Source organism: Erythrobacter sp. S158 (assembly GCF_057364915.1).
Map to the genome: position 1 here is coordinate 2,833,077 of NZ_CP200279.1, position 17,658 is coordinate 2,850,734.

The following is a 17,658-nucleotide window of genomic DNA, read 5'->3' on the forward strand; positions in this document are numbered from 1 at the left end:
CCCTCAGCCTCCTTCGCCGCGAAAGACGATCCGGCTGCGGATCAGCCATGTGACAATGAAGCTCACCACGATCGCGCCCGCCTTTGCGATGCGCGGATCCATGCCGCTCCAATCACCGGCACCGACTATGGCCGTAGTGAGAGCGAGGCCGACCAAGGCCGAGATGACGAACAGCGCTTTCTGCTGAGTGCGCGCGGTCCCTTTGCCGGCAACCTTGTCCTGAAACACCGCACGGCTCGACATCAGCCAATGAGCCACAATCCCAAGCGAATAGCCGACAGCGGATGCAGGTGCGGCCGCTATCCCTAGCGAGAGAAGAGCCAGAAAGCTGCCGACGTCCACTGCAAGCGCGCCGACACTCGCGAGCACGTAACGCACAAAGCGTACGTCGCGCAGCTTGGTCAGAACGGATGCGGGAGACAGTTCCATCGCATCAAGCCGATTTGCGGGTGTCTTCGTCGTATTCCTCGCTGGCCGCGATGCGCTCGGGCACTCCGCGGATCGAGGTGAGCGCTGCGACCTGGTCCTCGGACAGAGGCTTGGTCTCGGCTTCGCGCGCAGGCAGGGCGGTTTCGGCGCCTTCGTCGCCTGCTTCGTGATATTCGGCGTCCTCGTTGACGCACCAGGTGTCGTAGATCCGCTTGCCAGAGATGATGTTCTCGACCGTCAGCATGGCGGTCATCATCGCGTGGTCCTGGTTGTTGTAGCGATGCATGCCGTTGCGGCCCACGAGGTGCAGCGTCGGGTGCTTCTCCTCCAGCTCCGCTCGCATCGCATCGACATTGGCTTCGTAATCGTCGTCATAGACCGGATAGGCCTTTTCTTGACGAACCACAGCGCCCGAGACGACCTTTGCCGGATCGCACAGTCCGAGAATTTCCATCTCGCGCGTTGCCTGCTTGACGAGATCTTCGTCGCTCGATGACCAGAGGCCGTCGCCTTCGAAGCAGAAATACTCAAGGCCCACGCAAGCCATGTCCTCATCGGGCACCATTTCAGGCGACCAGCTGCGGAAGTTCTGAACTCGGCCTACAGCCACGCGCTCGTCGTGGATGTAGATCCAGTTGTCGGGGAACAGGTCCTCGCTCTTCACCATCAAAGCGACGGTGAGGAAATCGCGATAGCGCAGATTGTCCGCTTGCAGCGTCGATTGCGGCAGCGGGTGGATGCGCTTCGAAAGCTCGCGCATGGGCGCTGAACTGATGACATGCTTTGCGCGGATCTGAGCGCTTCCGCCCGGTCCGCTTGCGGTCATCGACCAGTCATAGCCTTCATCGTTCGGCCCGATTTTAGCGAGGCGATCAAGCCCATGCCCCATGAGGACCTGACCATTACCGCTCGCTTCGATATGATCTTTTGCGGCGTCCCACATCATGCCCGGCCCAAGACGCGGATAGCGGAAGGTCTCGAGCAGAGTCTTCACCGCCTGCCCGTCATTGGGCTTCTTGTTGAGGCCGAGAGAGCGCTTGAGCCCGTCGGTCACGGCATTCCAGAGCGACAGGCCCTTGATGCGTTGAGCGGCCCAGTCGGCGCTCATTTCGTCGCAAGGCATGCCCCACACCTTCTCGGTATAGGTCTTGAAAAAGATCGAGTAGAGTTTCTTACCGAACTGGTTGGTGGTCCAGTCCTCGAAACTCTTCACGTCCTTGATCGGGAAGAGCTTGTAGCGAAGATAGCTCAACATGCAGGCGGTTGAGCGCAGGATGCCGAGATTGCGCAAAGCTTCGAAGGCGCGCAGCGGGTAGCTGTAGAACTTTCCCTCGTAATAGATGCGGCTCATGCGCGGGCGCTGGATGAAATCGTCCTCGCCGAGAATCTCGTTCCACAAGTCGACGACCTGCTGCGACTTCGAGAAGAACCGGTGACCGCCAATATCGAAGCGATAACCTTCGTGCTCGACCGTGCGGCTGATCCCGCCGACATAGGTCTCGTCCTTTTCGATGATTGCGACCGTCTTGCCCTGCTTCGTGAGCAGGTAGCCGGCGGTCAAGCCAGCAGGCCCCGCGCCAATGATCGCGACGTCACAATCGATAATACCAGGCTGCTTTTCGCCAACCACGCTCATTCGGGCCCCCGTTTGATGTGCCAATTTGCGGCTCGATGTCGGGAGTGAAGGAAATTGGTTAGCGAGGAGTAAACGTGACCGGTGAATTCCCTAAAATCGACAAGATTGCGGCACAAAATGTCCGCCACCTGGTCGCCATGCGGGTTCAGGTCAGGAGATCCGGGCACTGCAGCCGCGCTGTGAGCCGAGCAAATTCGCTTAAGGAAAGCGTGTCGTCGAAGACGACGCCGAACTCATTGTCGCGCCGCCAGCGGACCTTTGCGCGAACGTCTTTGAGCTCGTGTCCCCCATCAAGGCTTTCGATGCGCAGGTTCTGATCGATTGCGAAAACCTCGTCGCATTCGAAGCGCGCACCTTGCTGCGACAGGTTCAGAATGACAGCTTCGCTCGACTGAGTGAGTGTCTTCACCTTGATAGGGAAGCAAACGCCCAACCTTAGCCCGCGCTTGGGAAACTCGCCCGCTTCATTAATGAGCTGCGTGACATCAACCGGTTCGGCGAACTCAAAACCAGCTTCGTGGTCGCGCTCCCAGACGGGTTTTAGCTCGTACACACGCCCACCCGGCATGTGCAGCTCGATGGGGTCGCCCTTGGGAGCCTTGTGGAACAGGCGCACGCAAACACCCGTTTCCGAGACGTCTCTCAGGACGCCGACAAATTCGCCATGCGAGGAGACGAGCTTCGCCGCTCGGATAAGCAGAGTGATACGCTGCGCGGTGCGTACCCCGCTTTCGGCCGACGCGGCGTTTGACCCTGAGGGAGCCTGGTTTTCAGGCTCACAGCTGTCCACGCTGTGCCAATCACCCTGCGTCTGTGGTCTGCTCGCTGCTTCGCTCATCAAAAAATCGCCTATCGTGCCCCGCTCATGACATTGAGGAGGCACGAAAAAGAGGGGTCCCAATCCTTGAGCCGCCAGCCGTAGCGACAATCCGTTAAAGGTGAGATAATGGTGCGGGTGGTGGGACTCGAACCCACACGATCTATAGGATCAGGGGATTTTAAGTCCCCGGCGTCTACCATTCCGCCACACCCGCAAGGCTCTGAGCAAGCAGTCAGGAATGCCCGTTAGCCGAAAGCGATAGCGGCTAGCAATATAGGCACGAGGCTGGGGACAGATTGCATCGCACTGACAAGTCAGCGCGAATCCGATCGACAGGGAGAATAGACGTGAGTGCGATCAGTCTTCGTTTAGGCGGTTGCGGATTTCCTTGCCCGCCTTGAAGTACGGAACACGCTTGGCGGGGACTTCAACCGCCTCGCCCGTACGCGGATTGCGACCCGTGCGAGCTTCACGATCGCGGGTCGAAAACGCTCCAAACCCGCGAAGCTCGACGCGGCCACCTTCCGCAAGTCTCTGAGATATCTCATCAAAAAAGATGTCGACGACCTGTTCGACCTCTTCAGATCGCAGCTCAGGATTGTCTTTATGGAGTTCGGTAAGAAGCTCGGATCTTATCATTTTCGCCCTCCCGGCCCGTGCTGCAGCCCCTGGTCTGCAATCACACCGTCGCGACTCTTTGTTCGCCACCAATCAAGAACCCGGACCCGACGGGCGCTATTCGATTGCTAAGGGATGCCAGAATCTTGCTAATTCCGCAAGGATAGCAACAAAATATATTAGAATGCGGATCAGGAAGATCGCGGTCAGCTTTGCTCGACAAGGTCGGCGGGCTTGAGCCCAAGACGCTCCATCCGGGCACGGATTTCGGGCCACTCTTCACGAAGGAACAGATCGCGCTCTCGCCTGCGAAGCAGCTCCGCGGCACCTTTCACGACGTACATGCCCACGCCGCGCTGGACTTCGACCAATCCATCATTCTGAAACTGCTGATACGCTTTCGCCACCGTCAGCGGATTGGCACCCTGCTCTGCAGCCAACGCCCGAACGGAGGGAAGCATGGCGCCTTCTGGATACAGCCCTTCAATGATCGCGGCGGCGATCTGGTCGCGCAGTTTGAGATAAACGGGTCGTGATTGGGTCATAATTGTCTCTTCGCTAGGTGCTTCAGTGCCATAATACAGCCATGCGCGTCAAGCTACGCCTCTGACCGCATGCCGGATGCAGGAGGTCCCCACATGCGCGGCAATCGATCCCGTTCAGCGAAACAAAAGCTTCACACACGCAAAACGCACGCTAGGGTGCGCCGCATTGAAGCTCGGCACACACGAGCACTTTCGGGGATATTCATACAAAATGGTCGAGGGATTCTTCTTCACATTCGATAGCGCGTTCGAAATGTGGGCATTTCGCGGTGCCTCCGTCGCGCTGGCAGCCTTCCTGCTTGGCGGGCTTTTCCTAATCACGCGGCCCGAGCCCGAGGTCGTCGGACATCCGAAGGGCCTCTTCGTGCTCTTCCTCGCAGAGATGTGGGAGCGCTTTTCCTATTACGGGATGCGGGCGCTGCTGATCTTCTACCTCGTCCAGCACTGGATGTTCTCGGACAGCGAGGCCTCGATAATCTACGGCGCTTACACCGCGCTGGTCTACATCACCCCGGTCGTCGGCGGCTATCTCGCCGACCAGTTCATCGGACAGCGCAAGGCCGTTTTGTTCGGAGCGGTCCTGCTGACGATCGGCCACTTCTTCATGGCGTTCGAAGGGACGGGCGGTCAGGACGATCCGACCATCAACGTCTTCTGGCTTGCGCTCGCCCTGATCATCGTTGGTTCGGGCTTCCTCAAAGCCAACATCTCGGTGATCGTCGGACAGCTCTATTCGCGCACCGATATTCGCCGCGACCCGGCCTACACGATCTTCTACATGGGGATTAACGTGGGTGCTGCGACCGCATCGATCATCTGCGGTTTCCTTGGCCAGACCTATGGCTGGGAATACGGCTTTGGTCTCGCCGGTGTCGGTATGCTGATCGGCCTTATCTTCTTCGTCATCGGCAAGCCGCTGCTCATGGGCAAGGGCGAGCCGAAAGACCCGGCGCGCATTGCCGGTGGCAAGGAATGGGGCATTTATGGCGCAGGCCTCGGCATGGTCGCGCTGTGCTGGCTCGCCATCCAGTATCAGGACATGGTTGGCTGGGTTCTGCTCATCTTCGGCGGCGCATTGGTGGCCTACGTCATCTTCACCGCCATCGTGAAGTTGCCTTCCGAAGAACGCGACCGCATCTTTGCGGCGATGTTCCTGATCTTCGTTTCGATCGTCTTCTGGGCTTTGTTCGAACAAGCGGGCTCCTCGCTCAACCTGTTCACCGATCGCCACGTCGATACGCAGGGTGTTAACGCCTCGATGTTCCAGTCGATCAACGCGATCTATATCGTCCTGCTCGCGCCATTGTTCGCAATGACGTGGCAGGGGCTGGCATCGAAGGGGATGGAGCCTTCCACCCCGATGAAGTTCGGCCTTGGCGTCGTCCAGGTTGGCCTCGGCTTCCTCGTTCTCGTCTGGGGCGCATCGAGCGTCGGCGTGAACGTACCGACGCCGGTGATCTTCATCTTCCTCATCTACCTGCTGCACACCACCGGTGAGCTCTGCCTTTCACCAGTCGGCCTGTCAGCAATGAACCGCCTGAGCCCGGCTCATATGGCATCGCTCATCATGGGCACGTGGTTCTTCGCATCGGCTCTCGGCAACTTTGCTGCGGGCCTGATCGCGGCGGCAACCGGCGGTGACGGTATGACCGAAGAGGCCGGCAAGCAGGTCGTGCTCGAGGTTTATTCAACCGTCGGTTGGTACGCGGTTGCAATCGGCGTCGGGGTCATGGTCATCAGCCCGCTCGTCAAGAAGCTGATGCATCTCGACACGCTCAAGGACGACAGCGCGCACATCGAAGGCGAAGCCGAAGCAGGCCTCGAAGCGCACGAAGCAGGCCTTAGCAAAGCCTGACAAGCAAGCTTGTAGGCCAAGCTGTCCAGAAAACTGGACAACACCCTGATTTCTCGCCAAGTGAATGCTTTGCGCGAGAAATCAGGGGGCCAGCATGGCAAGACGTAGGGCAAGCACTCTTCCGGGAATGATGAGGGGGGCTGCACTCGCCACCCTCGCCAGCGCGCTGGCACTCGGGGCATGTGCCACGACCGGAACGGCCAGCGCTGCCTCGGACGACGATGATGACGAAGCACCGCGCTTTGCCGCAATGACCGAGGCTGACGGGCCCTTCGCATCTACCTATCGACGCTATCCCGGCCGCCCGACCGCGCTCGTCAATGCGACCATTTTCGATGGCGCGGGCGGCATGATCGAAGGCGGCACCGTGCTGTTCCGCGACGGCGAAGTGGTCGCGGTCGGCACCGCTCTTTCGACTGATGGATATGACGTGATCGATGCGAGCGGCAAATACGTTACGCCTGGTATCATCGACATCCACTCGCACCTCGGCGACTATCCAAGCCCCAGCGTCGACGCACACGCCGACGGCAACGAGGCGACCAGCCCTACGACTCCCGAAGTCTGGGCCGAACACTCGGTCTGGCCGCAGGACCCCGGCTTCAGCCGCGCGCTTGCCAATGGCGGGATCACCGCGCTTCAGATCCTGCCTGGCTCGGCAAACTTGATGGGCGGGCGCTCTGTCACGCTCAAGAACGTTCCCGCCCGCACGGTGCAGGGTATGAAGTTCCCCGGCGCGCCCTATGGATTCAAGATGGCCTGCGGCGAAAACCCCAAGCGCGTCTATGGCAATCGCGGGCGGATGCCTTCGACCCGCATGGGTAACTTCGCGCTCAATCGTCAGACCTGGTACGACGCGATCGACTACGCCAATTCCGAAGACCCCGACCGCGATCTCGCTAAGGAAACGCTGGTGGGTGTGCTCGAAGGCGATATCCTCGTTCACAACCACTGCTACCGCGCCGACGAGATGGCGCTGGTGATGGATATGGCGAAGGAGGTCGGATACCGCGTCACCGCTTTCCACCACGCGGTCGAAGCCTACAAGATCGGCGACCTCCTGCGCGAGAACGAGGTCTGCAGCGCGATCTGGGCCGATTGGTACGGCTTCAAGATGGAAGCCTATGACGGCATCCTCGAAAACGCCGCCTACCTTCAGCGCGAAGGCGCGTGCGTCGTGATCCATTCGGATGACCAGAACGATATCCAGCGTCTTAACCAGGAAGCGGCAAAGGCGCAGGCAGCCGGTCGCCGCGCAGGGATCGAGATTTCAGACGCGACCACCATCCAGTGGATCACCTTGAACGCCGCCAAGGCGATGGGCATCGACGAGATGACCGGTAGCCTCGAAGCTGGAAAGATGGCCGACGTGGTTTTGTGGAATGGCGATCCTTTGAGCGTCTATTCGCGGCCCGAAAAGGTCTGGGTCGATGGCGCGTTGTTGTTCGACATGATGGACCGTTCGCGCCGACCGGTCAGCGATTTCGAGCTCGGCCAACCGGGTGAAGGAGACGTGAAATGAGGAGTGTTCTCACAGCAGGACTGCTAGGCGCGGCAAGCGCTCTCGTCATCGCATCAAGCCCGCTCGCTGCGCAGGACGTCGTCATCACAAACGCAACCATTGCGATTGGGGATGGGACAGAGCCGATTGAGAACGGCACCGTGGTCATCCGCAGCGGGACAGTTGTCGCAGCCGGTGCCGGTGTGGCGGCACCTGCCGATGTGCCGGCAATGGACGCGGGCGGAGCCTGGGTGACGCCCGGCTTGTTCGCTACCGTCAGCACGCTCGGTATCTGGGATGTCAGTGCGGTCAGCGAGTCCAACGATCAACGCGCCGGTGGCTCACCCTTCAGCGCGGCGCTTGATACAGCGCCGATCGTCAACCCGAACTCGCAACATATTTTGATCGGACGGTCTGCCGGGGTGACACGCGCAGCAACCGCCACACTCCCTTCCGCCTCCATCTTCGGCGGGCAGGGCGCGATCATCGATCTCGATGGCGATGCGACACCGGTCATGCGCGAGAAGGCGTTCCAGATGGTGGTCCTCGGCGAAGCAGGCGGGCGAATTGCAGGTGGCAGCAGGGCCGCAGCCTTTGCCTTATTCCATGCCGCACTTCGCGAAGCGGCCGCGCTCGGCGCGGGCATGCCGCGTACGCCCGAAATCGCGCAGGACGGCGAAGTCATGCTCAGCCGCTTCGATGCCGAAGCGCTGCGCAGCGTGGTCAGCGGTAAGCAGAAGCTCTACGTGTGGGTTGAACGCGCCTCGGATATTCGCTCGGTCCTCGCGCTGAGGGAGGAGTTCGCCAACCTCGACCTTGTACTCGTCGGTGCGAGCGAAGGCTGGATGGTGGCAGGTGACATCGCTTCTGCGGGCGTGCCGGTGATCGCCGACAGCCTCGACGATCTGCCCTCGAGCTTCGAACAGCTCGCCGCAACACAGAGCAATATCGGGCGGATGGTCGATGCGGGCGTCAAGGTCGCGATCAATTCCGCAGGCCTCAATCACAGCCACCGGCTTTCGCAATATGCGGGCAACCTCGTCGCGCTCAACAAGGTGCCGGGTGCATCTGGCCTCAGCTGGGGCGAGGCGTTCGCAGCGATCAGCTCCGTCCCCGCCTCGATCAGCGGGTATGACGGTAGCGCCGGCGTGCTCGCGCCGGGCGCATTGGGCGACGTGGTAGTCTGGGATGGCGATCCGCTCGAAGTGACCAGCGTACCGACGCAGGTCTATATCGGCGGGGTCGAGCAATCGCTCGAGAGCCACCAGAGCCGCCTTCGCGAACGTTATCGCGATCTCGATGAGAGCATGTTGCCAAAGGCGTATGACTGGTGATGCGCGCATTGCTGATTGCATCGCTTGCGGTTCTGGCGAGCCCTGCGGCCTTGGCAGAGGCTCATATGGAATCGCCCAGCGAGGAAGAGCTTGCGGAAGAACAGGCCGCCGAGGAGGCCGCCAAGCGCGCCTATCTCAACGCGCAGCAAGCCTACCTGTCGGGACTGATGGCGACCGATGGCTGGTACACAATGCCCGGCGGGCTGCGCTGGCGGTATGTCGAATATCGCGGGACCGGCCCGAAACCCACGCCAGCCGACCGGGTGACGGTCAATTACGAGGGCACCTTCATCGATGGAGAGGTCTTCGACAGCTCGTTCGAGCGCGGGACGCCTGCGACTTTCGGGCTGAGCGGCCTGATTGAGGCGTGGGAGATGGCAATACCGCAGATGCATGTCGGCGAGACGATCGAACTCGCCGCTCCTGCGACTCTCGCTTACGGTCCTCAGGGTCGTGGGCCCATCCCGGGCGGGGCGACGCTTGTGTTCAAGGTTGAGCTAATCGGGATCGAAGGGCGCTAGCTGACCTTTGTAGCCCAATCCGTCGGGGCCTCGTCTTCGCCAAAAAGATGCTGCGCTCCCCAATCGGCCATCTCGCGGTACATCGGCGTGAGCGCTTTTGCGCGCTCGGTCAGCACATAGCGCGCGCGCTTGCCTTCGGGCGGCTCGCGCGTCATCAGGCCTGCCTCCTGCAGGATAGCCAGGCGTGAGGTCAGCGCGGCACGGTTGATCCCCAACGGCTCGATGAAATCTTCGAACCGCTCAGCGCCGAAGAAGGCTTCGCGCAGGATGAGCAACACCCAGCGGTCGCCGAGCACGCGCGCAGCACGGCCGATCGGGCAAGGCGAGCGAGAAGGCTGATAGGTCTTCATACAGTCTGCATATCAGACTTGGCAGCGTCGCTGGCAAGAGGCATAACGTCTGCGAATCAGACTTTATGGAGATGTCCGTCATGCCCTCGTCCCGTTTTGACAGTCCCGAAGCCTCGATCGACTACATGAAGAAAGTCGCAGTCGCGCGCTCCGGCTTTTCCAACTGGCTACAGGTCGAACCGCTGGTCGTATGGGAGGGCAAGAGCGAGTTGCTCCTCGAATTGCGCCCAGAAATGACCCAGCACCACGGCTTTGCGCATGGCGGCATTGTCGGGCTGATGGCCGACAACGCCTGCGCATGGGCCGGAGCGTCGGTCGCGGGCGACGTCGTGACAGGCGGCTACACGATCAATTTCCTGCGCCCCGCCCTCGGCGAGAGGCTCCGTGCCAAGGGAGAGGTCATCAAGCCGGGCAAGCGACAGGTCATCGTGCGTGCGAATGTCTGGGCAGAGAGCGAGGGCGCAGATCCGGTTCACGTGGCGACCGCGCAGGCCACAATTATCCCCACAGGACGCGCACAGGCAGACTAGGGGATCGGCTGGGCAAGTGGTATCTTGTCCAGCCATGGACGGGACAATCATCACGCTCATCGCGGCTAACGCCGCCTTTGTCGGCACGCACTTCATCATGTCGCATCCGCTGCGGGCGCCCATGGTGAAGATGTTCGGCGATCTGGGCTTTCAGGTCGTCTATTCGGTAATCAGCATCGCAACGCTCGCCTGGGTGTATTTCGCCTTCAAAGCCGCTCCGCCTTCCGATCTGCCCGGATCGGGACAGGTTGGCTGGATCATCGCGACGCTCCTTACATTGCCTGCGATGGTTTTGTTTGCAGGATCGGTGATGGGCAATCCCGCCCTGCCGACGCCGCAAGCCAAAGAGCAGGCCCGCGCCGCGCCCAAGGGCGTCTTCACCATCACGCGCCACCCGATGATGTGGGGTTTTGCGCTCTGGGCGCTTTCGCACATCGTGCTGTTCTGGAGCCTGCGCACCACCATCACTGCGCTGGCCATGGGCATCCTCGCACTGGTCGGAGCAAAGCTTCAGGACCGCAAGAAAGAGGCGCTGATGGGCGATGCCTGGCAGCAATGGGAGTCGAATACGAGCTTTTGGCCGCGAGTTGGCGGTTTTGCGAAGGCCGGGCCGCTGCCATGGACGCTGGGCCTGATCTTCTTCGTTTTCTTCAGCTGGCTCCACTGGCCGCTTGGCGGTATCCGTGCGGGCATCTGGGCCTGGTTCTAGCGCGCAGCTTCCTGTCCGAGCACCCAAGTGAGCCGCGCCTCCTGTGAGCGGCGCTCGAATGACAGCGCGTGGCCCGATCCCTCAAACGACTGAAATTGCCAGCCCGCGCCGATCTGAGCGAGCGCGCGTCCGTGGCTGTCATCGATGACGCGGTCGGCGGTGCCATGCTGGATGAGCACCGGCAGGTCGGAGAACTTCTCAAGCCTTTCAGCATTTTCGTATCGCTCACGCAGCAGGGCGCCGACAGGGACCCACCACAAGCTGTCCGACGCGGCATCGGTAAGCGAGGTAAACGGCGCGATGAGGACAAGTCCAGCTGGCGGCGATCCCGCCTCGACAAGTTTCAGCGCCGCATAGGTCGCGACCCCGCCGCCAATCGAGTTGCCGATAACGTAGAGCTCCGATGGCGATTGGCCACGCTCGCTCAGCCACGCCAGCGCCGCATCGGCATCGCGGTAAAAGCCCTCTTCCGAAGGCTCACCCGGATTTCCGCCATATCCGCGATATTCGACCAAAAGCACGCCCAGCCCTGCAGCAGCAAGCGCGCCATTCGACACACTCGCTCCTTCGAGAGTGCCGCCATTCCCGTGAAAGTAGAGCACGCTCGGCGCGCCGGGGGAGGGTGCGCGGTAGAAGGCTCGCAGTCGCAACCCGTCTTCGGTCTCGAGCGTGACTTCCTCATAGCCCGGAGTCAGCGGGGCAATGCGGTTTGGCGCGGGGTAGATGAAGCGAGATTGAAGCAGAAACAGCGCTGCAACCACGAGGGCGTAGGCGAGCGCTGCAAACCCGACAAACCGAAGCGCTGTGGTCAAGCTTTATTGCCCCTTGAACTGCGCCTCGCGCTTTTCGATCAGGGCAGCGACACCCTCGGCGTGATCATCGGTGGTGTGCATCATCGCCTGCGTGTTTGCTGCCATCTCGAGCGCAGTGTCATAGCTGACCTGCTGACCCTGGCGCAGCAGCATCTTGGACTGGCGAAGGCTGTGCGGCGGCATCTTGGAGATCTTCGCAGCCATGGCCTGCGCTTCGTCCATCAGGCTCTCATGCGGCACGACTTCGCTCACCAGCCCCCATTCCTTAGCCTGCTCTGCACCGATGACATCACCGGTGTAGAACAATTGCGAAGCGCGGCTCATTCCGATGACGCGCGGCAGGATCCACGTGCCGCCATCGCCCGGGATGATGCCGAGCTTGAGGAAGGTGACACCGAACCTGGCCTTGTCGCTCGCAATGCGGATGTCGGCGAGACAGGCGACGTCGCATCCCAGCCCGATCGCCGGACCGTTGATCGCCGCGATCACCGGCACGCGCAAAGTGTGAAGCGCGCGCAGCATCGTGTGAATGTTGTCGCGATACCCGTCCGAAATCGCAGGCGTCGTACCTCCGAACGTGCCGGTCTTGTCGCGCATCGACTTGATGTCGCCGCCCGCCGAGAAAGCCCGGCCAGCCCCGGTCAGGATGACGCAGCGAACCTCCATGTCACGGTTGATCGCCGTACAGACCCGCGTGAACTCATCTCCGTCGCCCGGCGCGCCGAGCGGGTTCATGGTTTCGGCGCGGTTGATCGTGAGCGTGGTCACTGGACCGTTGCGATCGATGGAGAGCAATGTCATTGTCCGAGGCAAGTCTTTCTATGAATGAGGCACGAAGATGCCTCGCATAGCAGGGCCGGGCGCCTGGAGGGAACCTTTGCAAAGCCTTGCAGTTGGTAAGGCACGGTAACACAGGAGTATTTGCATGGCGCATGCCGCATTGGCCGTATTGACCTCGCCCGTGCTCGTCGGGCCCATTCCGGCAGCAGCGATGGTCGATGTAAACGTTGCGGGCGTGCCAATTCCGGTGCTCGAATCGCCCGCTTCGCCGCCGCAGGAGCTCTTGCCGCTCAGCTGGTCGCTGACCCCGCGACAGGAAGAGCAGGAGCCGCAGCCCGGCACAACTCCACCCGAGCAAGGCGAAGAAGGCGACGAAGAGAACGTCATCGTCGTCGAGGGCGAGTATGGCCCGGCTGAAGGCGATCCGATGGAAGAGATCAACGCGGCGAGCTACCGGATCACTCAGGAAGTGGACGAGGCGCTCGTCCAGCCGGTTGCCTATCTTTACCGCGACGCTTTACCTGATCCGATCCGTGACGGGCTCAGCAATGTTGTTCGCAACCTGCGTGAGCCTGCGAATTTCCTGAACTTCCTGCTGCAGTTCAAGATCGGCGATGCGCTTGAGACGCTTGGTCGGTTCGCGATCAACTCGACGATTGGCGTGGGCGGCCTTTTCGATGTCGCCGAAAAGGACGGGATCGGCCTGCCATATCGCCGCAACGGCTTTGCCAACACGCTTGGCTTTTATGGCGTGGGCTCAGGGCCCTACCTCTACTTGCCCATTGCGGGCGCGACTTCCTTGCGCGACGTGATCGGCGATACGCTCGATCAGTTCGTGCTCCCGGTGGCGGTCGGGCGCCCGTTCAACACGCCGGAATATGCGATCCCCTATTTCGTCGTGAGCAACCTCGACAGCCGTCTCGAAGTCGATGCGGAGCTGGAGGAGATCCGCCAGACTGTCGATCCCTACGCCGCGCGCCGTGACACCTATCTTTACCGCCGCGAGCGCGAGATCGCCCTCCTGCGAGGCGAAGAACCGCCCGAACGGCCCGCCATCGTTGAGGAGATCGACGAAGCGCTTCCGGGGCTGCAGCCGGGTGAAACCGAAGGCGGTCCGGAGGATGACGATGCTCCGGATAGCCCGAGCATTTCGTACGAGCCGACCCTCGAGGCGATGCAACTGGCGCACGCAATCACGATCACGCGGCCTACCGAATACACGATCGCCTATGCCGGAGCTGAGCCAGCGACACGCTAAGGCTTGATCGAGAGGTCGAGACAACGAGAGTAATTTCGCACTGTTGCAGGCTGGTTCGCCGGCCACTCGGGCATCTCTGAGACATCGACGCCGCTAAGCCTGGCCCAGTCATGCGGCCAGTCGAGCGCGATATCGTCGCCGTCGATCATGAGGTCGGTGACCAGATCGTCGTCAGGATGAGGCGTCAGGCGTGGCTCCACATAGGGGAGCAATATATCCCATACGAATTGCGCCGCTGCGGGTGAGCATTCGTCGGACAAGCGGCGAAGAAACTCGCTCTGGTTCGGATTAAGCCGCGAGCGGGCCAGCCGCTCATGCGCGCGGCGGATACGCCAATAGCCATAGCCCATCCACGCCGACAGCGGAGTGACCACGAAGATCGTGGCCGCAAGCCATTCCGGGATACCCAGCAGCTCGCCCACAGGCGATCGCCGTCAGGTTCAAGCCCGCGCTTCCTCCTCGATGCTCGCCGAGTTGTGCTTGAGCGCCTTGAGGACAGTGTCGACGATATGCGGCGCGCTGAGGCCCGCTTCCTCGTATTGCTTTTCGGGCGAATCCTGATCCTGGAACGTGTCGGGCAGACGCATGGTGCGCACCTTCAGCCCGTTGTCGGTGAGGCCTTCGTCCGTGGCGTAGGTAAGCACATGCGCGCCCAGACCGCCGATTGCGCCCTCCTCGATCGTCACCACCACTTCATGTGTGCGCATCAGGCGGGCGATGAGGTCTTTGTCGAGCGGCTTGGCAAAGCGCATGTCGGCAACCGTGGTCGACAGTCCCTTGGCTTCAAGCTGGTCGGCGGCTTTCTTGGCTTCTTCGAGCCGGGCACCGAGCGAAAGAATCGCGACCTTGGAACCCTCGCGCACGAGCCGGCCCTTGCCGATCTCGAGCTTTTGCGGCGTCTCGGGAAGCGGGACGCCGACGCCGCTGCCACGCGGATAACGGAAAGCGATGGGGCCTTCGTCATACTCGACGGCCGTGTAGGTCATGTGGACCAGTTCGGCTTCGTCCGCTGCGGCCATGACGACCATGTTGGGAAGCGTCGCGAGATAGGTGATGTCGAACGATCCGGCATGGGTACAGCCATCCGCGCCCACGAGGCCAGCGCGGTCGATTGCGAAACGAACCGGCAGGTTCTGAATCGCAACGTCGTGCACGACCTGGTCATAGGCGCGCTGCAGGAAGGTCGAGTAAATCGCCGCGAACGGGCGCATACCCTGCGCTGCAAGGCCTGCGGCGAAGGTTACGCCGTGCTGCTCAGCAATGCCGACATCGAAGCTGCGATCCGGGTGGCGCTGGGCAAAGCGATCGACGCCGGTGCCCGACGGCATCGCAGCCGTGATCGCGCAGATACGTTTGTCGGTGTCAGCCAGGTCTGCCAGCGTGTCGCCGAAAACGTTCTGGTAAGCGGGCGCTCCCGCCGAACCCTTCTGCTTTTCGCCTGTGACAACATTGAACTTTGGCACGCCGTGATACTTGTCGGCGCTTTCTTCGGCAGGCTTGTAGCCCTTGCCCTTCTCCGTGACGACGTGGATCAGCACCGGGCCTTCGGACGTGTCGCGCACGTTTTCAAGCACGGGGATCAAGTGGTCGAGATTGTGCCCGTCAATCGGGCCGACATAGTAGAAGCCGAGCTCTTCAAAAAGCGTGCCGCCGGTCACCATGCCGCGCGAATACTCTTCCGCCTTGCCAAGTGCATCGTGCAGGCGGCGGCTCATCTTCTTGACTGCCTTGGAAGCAAGGCTGCGAAGGCCGAGATACTCGCTGGAGGAGACCATCCGCGCAAGATACGCCGACAGGCCGCCAACCGGAGGCGCGATCGACATGTCGTTATCGTTGAGGATCACGACCAGGCGATTGCCCGCCTGCGCCGCGTTGTTCATCGCCTCGTAGGCCATCCCCGCGCTCATCGCGCCGTCGCCGATCACCGCGATGCCGCGGCCAGGCTTGTCGTTGAGCTTGTTGGCAATCGCAAAGCCGAGCGCAGCTGAGATCGAGGTCGAGGAGTGCGCCGCGCCGAACGGATCGTATTCGCTCTCGGCACGTTTGGTGAAACCCGAAAGCCCGCCACCCTGACGGATGGTGCGGATGCGGTCGCGTCTGCCGGTGATGATCTTGTGCGGATAGCACTGGTGCCCGACGTCCCAGATCAGCTTGTCGTCAGGCGTATTGAAGACGTAGTGGATCGCCACAGTGAGCTCGACCACGCCAAGGCCGGAGCCAAGGTGCCCTCCCGAGACGCTGACCGCGTCGATCATTTCGGCGCGCAGCTCATCGGCCAGTTGGCGCAGCTGTTCAGGCTTGAGTTTACGAAGCTCGTCAGGAGTTGGGACCGTATCGAGCAGCGGAGTGGATGGCGAAAGACTCATGGCGAAATGCCCTACACCTTTGTTTCTAGCCTGTCGATGAACGCTTTACCGCTTGTGAAGCCCGGTTCACCGACCAGTGACAATAGACCCTTACACATAGCCTGTCAGGCTATCACGACTCTGGCGTGTTGGATAGGTTCGTCCGGGAAGACGTAGCGTCAAGCGCAAAGGCGGCACAGGCCGCGGATTTCCAGAACGGGCCGCTTAGCCTGAAAATCACGCGCGGAAGCAAGCGCACGCACGGCGCGGCTCACCTCTTCATCGTCGACATGGCTTGCCTCTCCGCATTCGTCACAGACTAGGAAGATGCAGTCATGCTGACAGCCCGGATGCGTATTGGCGAGGTAGGCGTTGGCGCTTTCGACCCTGAGCGCAAGGTTGTTCGCCACGAAAAGGTCGAGGATGCGGTAGACCGAATTGGGCGCAACGCGTTTGCCGCGCGCTTTCGAGAGATTGTCGGCGATGTCGTACGCAGATGCGGGGCGTTCCTGTCCGGCAAGTTCGCTGAAGACCGCCTCGCGCATGCTCGTCCACTGCTCGCCTGACGCAACGAGCGCGTCGTGGGCGGCGGCGATCAGATCGTCGCCTGCATGCTCTTCATGAGCGTGTTGGTGCTGTGTAGCCATGCGCCCTTTATAGGCGCGCGGTCGCCGGTTTGCCAGTCGCGCTGCCCCCACGATCAACCGTCGCGAAGGAAGCTATCCCTGAAGTCGCTCGGGAACATCACGCGCAGCGCCTCGACCTTGGGCGCGTCCCAGCGCACGATGTAGGGGCTGCGCGGGTTCTTCACCATGTAGTCCTGGTGGTAGTCTTCCGCCGTATAGAAGGTGCGCATGCGCTCGACCTTGGTGACGATCGGGCGCCCCCAGATGCCTGAGGCGTCCATCTGCGCAAGATATGCCTCGGCAACCGCACGCTGCTCGGCGCTGGTGGGGACGAGAGCGCTGCGGTAATGCGCGCCCACGTCAGGGCCCTGGCGGTTAAGCAGGGTCGGGTCAGCAACGACCGAGAAGAAGATGCGCAGCAATTCGTCATAGCGAATGACATAGGGGTCGTAAGTGATCCGCACCGCTTCGGCGTGGTTCGTGCCGCCAGAGGTGATGCGGTTGTACTTCGCGGTGGCAGCCGCGCCGCCGTGATAGCCGCTTTCTGCCGACTTCACGCCCTTGATGTGGCTGAAGACGCCTTCGACGCCCCAGAAGCATCCGCCTGCGAAGATCGCGGTCTTGAGCCCGGCGCCTTCGCGCGCGATGCGTTCGGGAGCGGGGGCGTTGACCGGCTTGTCGAGCGCAAGCGCCGGGGTTGCGGCACCGGTCAGCGCGAGGGCGATTGCAGCGTTACGGATTGCGCGGCGGGCTTTGCTCATTCGGCGTTCTCCGCAGCGTCGGCTTCGAAGGGCACGATCAGGAACTCGTCAGCAGGCTGCGGCGCTTCGAGCGGCTGCGCGGCGATTGCGGGCGATTCGAGTTCGGGGCCCCACTGGTCGATGGTGGCAGCACCGACAAGCAGGCCGCCAGCGGCAAAGCCGAGGGCGAAGTTGCGATAGAGATCAGGGGCGAAGAGGGTCATTGGTCGTCTCGCGGGGTCTGTTCAG

The 17,658-nt window shown here is 61.6% G+C and carries 20 protein-coding genes and 1 tRNA gene; 7 read left to right on the plus strand and 14 right to left on the minus strand.

The genetic code is table 11. The annotated features are described in order from the left end of the window. Nucleotides 1–3: 3 nt before the first annotated feature. The 6 genes from AC0V6T_RS13815 to AC0V6T_RS13840 form a co-directional block, all read right to left on the minus strand. Nucleotides 4–429 (minus strand): GtrA family protein, encoded by a 426-nt coding sequence (locus tag AC0V6T_RS13815; RefSeq protein ID WP_486127786.1) that lies wholly within the window; start codon nucleotides 427–429, stop codon nucleotides 4–6. Between the two features lie 4 nt (nucleotides 430–433). Continuing rightward, complete coding sequence (locus AC0V6T_RS13820) at nucleotides 434–2,065, minus strand: NAD(P)/FAD-dependent oxidoreductase (RefSeq protein ID WP_486127788.1); 1,632 nt, start codon at nucleotides 2,063–2,065, stop codon at nucleotides 434–436. A 145-nt stretch (nucleotides 2,066–2,210) separates the two neighbouring features. Then, a complete protein-coding gene (locus tag AC0V6T_RS13825) occupies nucleotides 2,211–2,903 on the minus strand; it encodes a PilZ domain-containing protein (RefSeq protein ID WP_486127790.1) in 693 nt (230 codons plus the stop codon). 109 nt (nucleotides 2,904–3,012) lie between these two features. Next, nucleotides 3,013–3,099, minus strand: a tRNA-Leu gene (locus AC0V6T_RS13830). A gap of 143 nt (nucleotides 3,100–3,242) precedes the next feature. Further along, nucleotides 3,243–3,524, minus strand: a complete 282-nt coding sequence (locus tag AC0V6T_RS13835) for an integration host factor subunit beta (protein WP_007165838.1) — start codon at nucleotides 3,522–3,524, stop codon at nucleotides 3,243–3,245. Between the two features lie 185 nt (nucleotides 3,525–3,709). Next, nucleotides 3,710–4,048: a GntR family transcriptional regulator gene (locus tag AC0V6T_RS13840; RefSeq protein ID WP_007165837.1), complete on the minus strand. Its 339-nt coding sequence runs from the start codon at nucleotides 4,046–4,048 to the stop codon at nucleotides 3,710–3,712. A gap of 211 nt (nucleotides 4,049–4,259) precedes the next feature. Between AC0V6T_RS13840 and AC0V6T_RS13845 the strand changes: the two genes are divergently transcribed. The 4 genes from AC0V6T_RS13845 to AC0V6T_RS13860 all read left to right on the plus strand — a co-directional run bounded on the left by AC0V6T_RS13845 (nucleotide 4,260) and on the right by AC0V6T_RS13860 (nucleotide 9,259). Continuing rightward, on the plus strand, nucleotides 4,260–5,903 hold the full coding sequence (locus tag AC0V6T_RS13845; protein ID WP_007165836.1) for a peptide MFS transporter: 1,644 nt from the start codon (nucleotides 4,260–4,262) through the stop codon (nucleotides 5,901–5,903). Nucleotides 5,904–6,030: 127 nt separating this feature from the next. Then, nucleotides 6,031–7,425 carry an amidohydrolase gene (locus tag AC0V6T_RS13850; RefSeq protein ID WP_486128613.1) on the plus strand — a complete coding sequence of 465 codons (1,395 nt, stop codon included), beginning with the start codon at nucleotides 6,031–6,033 and terminating at the stop codon, nucleotides 7,423–7,425. Further along, nucleotides 7,422–8,738 (plus strand): amidohydrolase family protein, encoded by a 1,317-nt coding sequence (locus AC0V6T_RS13855; RefSeq protein WP_486127793.1) that lies wholly within the window; start codon nucleotides 7,422–7,424, stop codon nucleotides 8,736–8,738. The genes AC0V6T_RS13850 and AC0V6T_RS13855 overlap by 4 nt, the downstream gene beginning before the upstream one ends. Next, nucleotides 8,738–9,259, plus strand: a complete 522-nt coding sequence (locus tag AC0V6T_RS13860) for an FKBP-type peptidyl-prolyl cis-trans isomerase (RefSeq protein WP_486127795.1) — start codon at nucleotides 8,738–8,740, stop codon at nucleotides 9,257–9,259. Before AC0V6T_RS13855 ends, AC0V6T_RS13860 begins: the two co-directional genes overlap by 1 nt. Here the strand turns inward: AC0V6T_RS13860 and AC0V6T_RS13865 are convergent. Beyond that, on the minus strand, nucleotides 9,256–9,609 hold the full coding sequence (locus AC0V6T_RS13865) for a winged helix-turn-helix transcriptional regulator (protein ID WP_486127797.1): 354 nt from the start codon (nucleotides 9,607–9,609) through the stop codon (nucleotides 9,256–9,258). The two genes, AC0V6T_RS13860 and AC0V6T_RS13865, sit on opposite strands and share 4 nt — an antisense overlap. An 80-nt stretch (nucleotides 9,610–9,689) precedes the next feature. On the opposite strand from AC0V6T_RS13865, the gene AC0V6T_RS13870 reads away from it, so the two are divergent. Further along, nucleotides 9,690–10,139 (plus strand): PaaI family thioesterase, encoded by a 450-nt coding sequence (locus tag AC0V6T_RS13870; protein WP_486127799.1) that lies wholly within the window; start codon nucleotides 9,690–9,692, stop codon nucleotides 10,137–10,139. 34 nt (nucleotides 10,140–10,173) lie between these two features. Then, the gene (locus AC0V6T_RS13875) at nucleotides 10,174–10,848 is read left to right on the plus strand and encodes an NnrU family protein (protein WP_486127801.1); all 675 of its coding nucleotides are present in this window, start codon (nucleotides 10,174–10,176) and stop codon (nucleotides 10,846–10,848) included. Here the strand turns inward: AC0V6T_RS13875 and AC0V6T_RS13880 are convergent. Both AC0V6T_RS13880 and AC0V6T_RS13885 read right to left on the minus strand, forming a co-directional pair. Continuing rightward, complete coding sequence (locus AC0V6T_RS13880; RefSeq protein WP_486127803.1) at nucleotides 10,845–11,660, minus strand: alpha/beta hydrolase; 816 nt, start codon at nucleotides 11,658–11,660, stop codon at nucleotides 10,845–10,847. The genes AC0V6T_RS13875 and AC0V6T_RS13880 overlap by 4 nt on opposite strands. Nucleotides 11,661–11,663: 3 nt before the next feature. Next, nucleotides 11,664–12,461 carry a crotonase/enoyl-CoA hydratase family protein gene (locus AC0V6T_RS13885; protein WP_486127805.1) on the minus strand — a complete coding sequence of 266 codons (798 nt, stop codon included), beginning with the start codon at nucleotides 12,459–12,461 and terminating at the stop codon, nucleotides 11,664–11,666. Nucleotides 12,462–12,585: 124 nt separating this feature from the next. Between AC0V6T_RS13885 and AC0V6T_RS13890 the strand changes: the two genes are divergently transcribed. Continuing rightward, complete coding sequence (locus AC0V6T_RS13890) at nucleotides 12,586–13,698, plus strand: MlaA family lipoprotein (protein WP_486127807.1); 1,113 nt, start codon at nucleotides 12,586–12,588, stop codon at nucleotides 13,696–13,698. Here the strand turns inward: AC0V6T_RS13890 and AC0V6T_RS13895 are convergent. The 5 genes from AC0V6T_RS13895 to AC0V6T_RS13915 all read right to left on the minus strand — a co-directional run bounded on the left by AC0V6T_RS13895 (nucleotide 13,695) and on the right by AC0V6T_RS13915 (nucleotide 17,633). Continuing rightward, nucleotides 13,695–14,120 carry a hypothetical protein gene (locus AC0V6T_RS13895; protein ID WP_486127809.1) on the minus strand — a complete coding sequence of 142 codons (426 nt, stop codon included), beginning with the start codon at nucleotides 14,118–14,120 and terminating at the stop codon, nucleotides 13,695–13,697. The two genes, AC0V6T_RS13890 and AC0V6T_RS13895, sit on opposite strands and share 4 nt — an antisense overlap. 18 nt (nucleotides 14,121–14,138) lie before the next feature. Further along, nucleotides 14,139–16,064: a 1-deoxy-D-xylulose-5-phosphate synthase gene (dxs, locus tag AC0V6T_RS13900; protein WP_486127811.1), complete on the minus strand. Its 1,926-nt coding sequence runs from the start codon at nucleotides 16,062–16,064 to the stop codon at nucleotides 14,139–14,141. 158 nt (nucleotides 16,065–16,222) lie between these two features. Continuing rightward, on the minus strand, nucleotides 16,223–16,690 hold the full coding sequence (locus AC0V6T_RS13905; protein ID WP_486127813.1) for a Fur family transcriptional regulator: 468 nt from the start codon (nucleotides 16,688–16,690) through the stop codon (nucleotides 16,223–16,225). Between the two features lie 53 nt (nucleotides 16,691–16,743). Then, nucleotides 16,744–17,430: a peptide-methionine (S)-S-oxide reductase MsrA gene (gene msrA, locus AC0V6T_RS13910; protein ID WP_486127815.1), complete on the minus strand. Its 687-nt coding sequence runs from the start codon at nucleotides 17,428–17,430 to the stop codon at nucleotides 16,744–16,746. Then, nucleotides 17,427–17,633: a hypothetical protein gene (locus AC0V6T_RS13915; protein WP_486127817.1), complete on the minus strand. Its 207-nt coding sequence runs from the start codon at nucleotides 17,631–17,633 to the stop codon at nucleotides 17,427–17,429. The genes msrA and AC0V6T_RS13915 overlap by 4 nt, the downstream gene beginning before the upstream one ends. Between the last annotated feature and the right edge of the window lie 25 nt (nucleotides 17,634–17,658).